The 4,759-nt window shown below is 61.2% G+C and carries 4 protein-coding genes; 2 read left to right on the top strand and 2 right to left on the bottom strand.

Features of this window, described 5'->3' with window-relative positions:
* A partial coding sequence (locus OES25_17475; GenBank protein ID MDH3629428.1) for a hypothetical protein occupies window positions 1–1,257 on the top strand: 1,257 nt, incomplete at its 5' end.
* A gap of 50 nt (window positions 1,258–1,307) precedes the next feature.
* The gene (locus OES25_17470; protein MDH3629427.1) at window positions 1,308–3,002 is read left to right on the top strand and encodes a glutamine--tRNA ligase/YqeY domain fusion protein; all 1,695 of its coding nucleotides are present in this window, start codon (window positions 1,308–1,310) and stop codon (window positions 3,000–3,002) included.
* Between the two features lie 4 nt (window positions 3,003–3,006).
* Here OES25_17470 and OES25_17465 read toward each other — a convergent pair whose 3' ends face one another.
* A complete protein-coding gene (locus OES25_17465; protein MDH3629426.1) occupies window positions 3,007–3,597 on the bottom strand; it encodes a malonic semialdehyde reductase in 591 nt (196 codons plus the stop codon).
* Between the two features lie 18 nt (window positions 3,598–3,615).
* A partial coding sequence (gene gnd / locus OES25_17460) for a decarboxylating NADP(+)-dependent phosphogluconate dehydrogenase (protein MDH3629425.1) occupies window positions 3,616–4,759 on the bottom strand: 1,144 nt, incomplete at its 5' end.

Genomic DNA, 4,759 nt, shown 5'->3' with positions numbered 1-4,759 from the left:
ATTGCGCAGCGACCGCTTGTACTGGTGGCGTTGCTCGTAACGACCGCGACGGTGGGAGCGGTCCCGATGGTGGTTCGCGGTATGCATGTGGACCCGGAGAATCTTGTGCTGACCGTGCCTCGTCTTTGCGGCGACGGCTCGGTGGTGTTTGCCGATGCACGCGACCCAGGTGACGAGATCCTGGGGATCTGGGCGATTCCGACGGACGGGCGCCCCGCGCACCCACTGACTCCGAAGATGACGTCGGTACCGCTCTTCTCCACCGACAATCGCGCCTACGATGGGGAGCGGATCTTCTACTACTCGGCAAGGACGGTTTTCGGTTTCCGGGGTGATCGACATCAACTGAGATCGGTTCGTCCGGATGGGAGTGACGACCGTGGGTTCGGCATCGACATGGGTCTTGTGGGTGGGTTATCCGAGTACAATCCCGGGGCCCACTCGGTCTCTCCCGACGGCGATTGGTTGGCGCTCGAACACAGTTCGTTGCCGAAATTGAAACTGATCTCTTTGCGAGGCGGAGATGACGTTCAGCGGGTGATCGATCTTCCTTCATCGCCTGATTACACGACGGACGGCCTCGCCGGTTGGGCCTCCAACGGAGAGACCATCTATCTCGTAGGCGGTGAACCTGGTGTCGCTGGCGCGTCGGTACTCCTGATTGACCCCGAGTCCGGTAACGTGACGAAGATCTACGACGATTCGACCGTTCGGCTGGTGCCGCTACTTCGGCATTCACCCACGCACAGTCAATCCGACGGTTTAATCGGAAACGGACTGCCGCTTATCGAGATCGGTACGGATGAGTTCTCCCGACTCGTGCTGGTTGACGTTCTTACGGGTAAGCGTCACATCCTATCGGACCGAACTCGGTATCCGGGCCTCACGCACGATCGACGGGAACGATTCGTCGCGTTTTCGGAATTTGCAGATGACGAGCGGCTACCGGAACGATCCAGGCTAATGGTCATCGATCTGAAGACGGGAGTCTCAAACATCATCGGGGACCTCGACGCGCGAATGGTTCAGTTGTCCCTGTCCCCCGACGCAGCTCGCATCGCCGTAATGGAACTCGGCGGGATTCGGGTATTCGATACCAGCCACGCGTCGGAGCCAATCCAGATCCAGCGTGGTGTCATGATCGGTTGGCGAGATCGCCACCACCTGGTCGTCAGTTCCGGCATCAACCTGACGACGGTAGACAGCCTCGACCTCTACGACGTCCGCGACGGAACCAGCCGGCGGATCTTCCCTTAGGCCCCGTGCTACGATGCCCGTTTTCCATCGATCGGTGGCAAGGGTAGGGCATGAGCAACGAGGAAACCGCAGCGCCGCAGGATTTTATCCGTGCGCGGGTCACCAGCGATCTTGCCGAGGGCAAGAACGAAGGTCGGGTTCACACTCGCTTCCCGCCCGAACCTAACGGCTATCTGCACATCGGTCATGCCAAGTCGATCTGCCTGAACTTCGGTGTCGCCAGCGAGTTTGGCGGCAAGTGCAATCTTCGCTTCGATGACACCAACCCCGGTAAAGAAGATGTCGAGTTCCAGGAGGCGATCAAGGAAGATGTTCGCTGGCTCGGCTTCGACTGGGAAGATCGTCTGTACCACGCCTCCGACTACTTCGAGCAGCTCTACGGGTTTGCAACCGAGCTGATTGAAAAAGGCGAGGCGTACGTCGACAGTCTTTCCGCCGACGAGATTCGTGAGTATCGCGGGACGCCGACCGAGGCCGGTCGCAACAGTCCCCACAGGGATCGAAGCATCGAGGAGAACCTCGATCTGTTCCGGCGCATGCGTGCCGGGGAGTTCGAGGACGGCACCCACGTGCTGCGGGCCAAGATCGACATGGCATCGCCCAATCTCACGCTGCGTGATCCCACGATCTATCGCATTCGCAAGATGGCTCACCATCGCACCGGCGATGAGTGGCCGATCTACCCGATGTATGACTTCACCCATTGCCTGTCGGATGCAATCGAGGACATCACGCATTCGCTGTGTACGTTGGAATTTGAAAACCACCGACCGTTGTACGACTGGGTGCTCGAACACGTCAGTTCCCCCGGTAACCCGAAACAGATCGAATTCGCGCGGCTGAACGTCGGTTACACGGTGGTCAGCAAGCGGAAGCTGGCCCGACTCGTCGAGGACGGCACGGTATCGGGCTGGGACGACCCGCGGATGCCGACGCTGGGCGGCATGCGTCGTCGTGGGTACACGGCACCGGCGATCCGGGACTTCTGCGATCGGATTGGTGTGGCCAAGCGCAACAGCATGGTCGACATTGCACAGCTGGAGTTCAGTGTCCGTGACGATCTGAATAAACGGGCACAGCGACGGATGGGTGTCCTGAACCCGTTGCGTGTCGTGATCGAGAACTACCCGGAAGGTCAGGTCGAGGAGATGACCGGCGTCAACAACCCTGAGAATGAGGCGGATGGGACTCGATCCGTCCCGTTTTCCCGCGAGCTGTATATCGAGCGGGATGACTTCATGGAGGATCCGCCGAAGAAGTTCTTCCGGCTGGCGCCTGGACGTGAGGTGCGGCTTCGTTACGGGTACCTGGTGACCTGTACCGATGTGATCAAGGATGACGAGGGCAAGATCGTCGAGCTGCGGTGTTCTTACGACCCCGAGACTAGAGGTGGGAACGCCCCGGACGGGCGACGGGTCAAGGCGACGATGCACTGGGTCTCGGCTGCGCATGCCGTCGATGCAGAGGTTCGGCTCTACGATCGGCTGTTCAACGCCGAGAACCCCGATGACGGAGATGACTTCACGAAGCACCTCAATCCCGACTCGTTGACCGTGCTCTTAAACTGCAAGCTCGAGCCGTCGCTGGCGGATGCGAAGCCAGGCGATCCGATTCAGTTCGAGCGGTTGGGTTACTTCACACCCGACTCCCGCGACTCGACACCGGAGAAGCCGGTTTTCAATCGGGCGGTGACGCTGCGGGATAGCTGGGCCAAGCTCGCCAAGAAGGGTGGCGGCAAGAAATAGCCACCTAGAGGATCTGGCAGGCGGTCCCGAATTCGAGCCGTGGTGCCCGCGGGTGTGGACCGTCGGGATCTCCGTGCCCGATGTTCAGCAAGAAATTCGAGCGGATCGACGTGCCGTCGAAGAACTCGCGGTCAACCTTCCCCGCATCGAACCCGGACATCGCTCCGCAGTCCAGCCCCAGGGCACGGGCTGCGAGGATCAGGTAGGCGCCCTGCAGCGTGCCGTTGCGAAACGCCGTCTCCTGGATCAAACCGTCGTTGCCGACGAACCAGGATCGGGCGTCGATGTGGGGAGCCAGCTCGGGGAGCTTCTCGTAGAACTCCATGTCGTGGGCGACGATGACCGTCAGCGGTGCGGCCATGGTCTTGTCGACGTTGCCTGCCGCCAGGGTCGGTCGCAGCCGTTCCTTCGCCGCGTCGGAGTGTACGAAGACAAATCGGGCCGGTGACGCGTTGGCGCTGGTGGGTCCCCACTTCGTCAATTCGTAGAGCTGATGGACCGTCTCCACGGCGATCGGCTCATCGGTCCACTTTCCATGGGTTCGTGCGGCGGTGAACAGCTGGTCCAGCGCGGTCTGGGAGAGGGCGGAATTCATGCGAGTCACTCCTTGCGGCTAGCGCACACGACGCTGCGGCCGCTTCGGGTCGGGCCAGTCGATATGGAAGAACTGTCCCTGTGGTCGATCGAGTCGTTCGAAGCCATGGGCACCGAAGAAGTCACGTTGACCCTGCAGCAGGTTGGCCGGCAGACGCTTGCTGCGATAGCCGTCAAAGTAAGCCAGGGCACTCATGAAGGCCGGTGTCGACACGCCGTGTTGCGCGGCGATCGCGACGGTCTTCCGCCAGCCATCCTGCCGACCATGGAGCTTTCGGCGAAAGTATGGATCGAGGAGGAGATTCGGCAGTTTGCGGTCGCTCGTGTAAGCGTCGGCGATCTTCTGGAGAAAGCCGGCGCGAATGATGCAGCCGCCACGCCAGATCTTGGCGATCTTCGCGAGGTTCAGTTTGAATCCGTACTCACGCCGTGCCTCGGACATCAACGAGAAACCCTGCGCATAGGAACAGACCTTCGAGCAGTAGAGCGCGTCGCGAACCGAGTCGATCAGTTGTTTCTCCGAAGCCGCATACTTCTTGCGAGGTCCGCGCAACTTCTTTGACGCGACGCCACGTTCTTCCTGACGCGCACTGAGGGTCCGCGCGAAGACCGCCTCGGCGATGGTGGCCGCCGGAACGCCAAGGTCGAGGGCGTTGATGCTGGTCCAGCGTCCCGTTCCTTTCTGACCGGCCGTATCCCGAATCGCATCTACGATCCAGCGTCGCGGATGATCCGGATCTCGCTGGCCCAGGATCTCTGCGCTGATCTCCATCAGGAACGAGTCCAGATCGCCACGATTCCATTTCGTGAATATCTCGGCGACATCCGGTGGCCGCAGGCCGAGCAACTCGGACAACAGGAAGTACGCCTCGCAGATGAGCTGCATGTCGCCGTATTCGATTCCGTTGTGGACCATCTTCACGTAGTGCCCGGCACCGCCCGAGCCGATGTAGGTCGTACAGGGTTCGCCACCGCGGACGGGCTTGCCGGGGAGGGCCCCTTCGATCGGTCTCCCGGTCTTTCGATCGACCCGTGCGGCGACCGCGTTCCAGATCGGTCGGAGTATCCGCCACGCGTCGCGGCTGCCGCCGGGCATGAGCGACGGTCCGAATCGCGCCCCGACCTCGCCGCCCGAAACACCGGAGCCCACGAAATGGATTCCA

The organism is Acidobacteriota bacterium, from assembly GCA_029861955.1.
In the GTDB taxonomy this organism is placed as follows: Bacteria; Acidobacteriota; Polarisedimenticolia; order Polarisedimenticolales; family Polarisedimenticolaceae; genus JAOTYK01.
The sequence above is the reverse complement of the archived record's forward strand: the minus strand, read 5'-3'. Positions and strand labels throughout refer to the sequence as shown.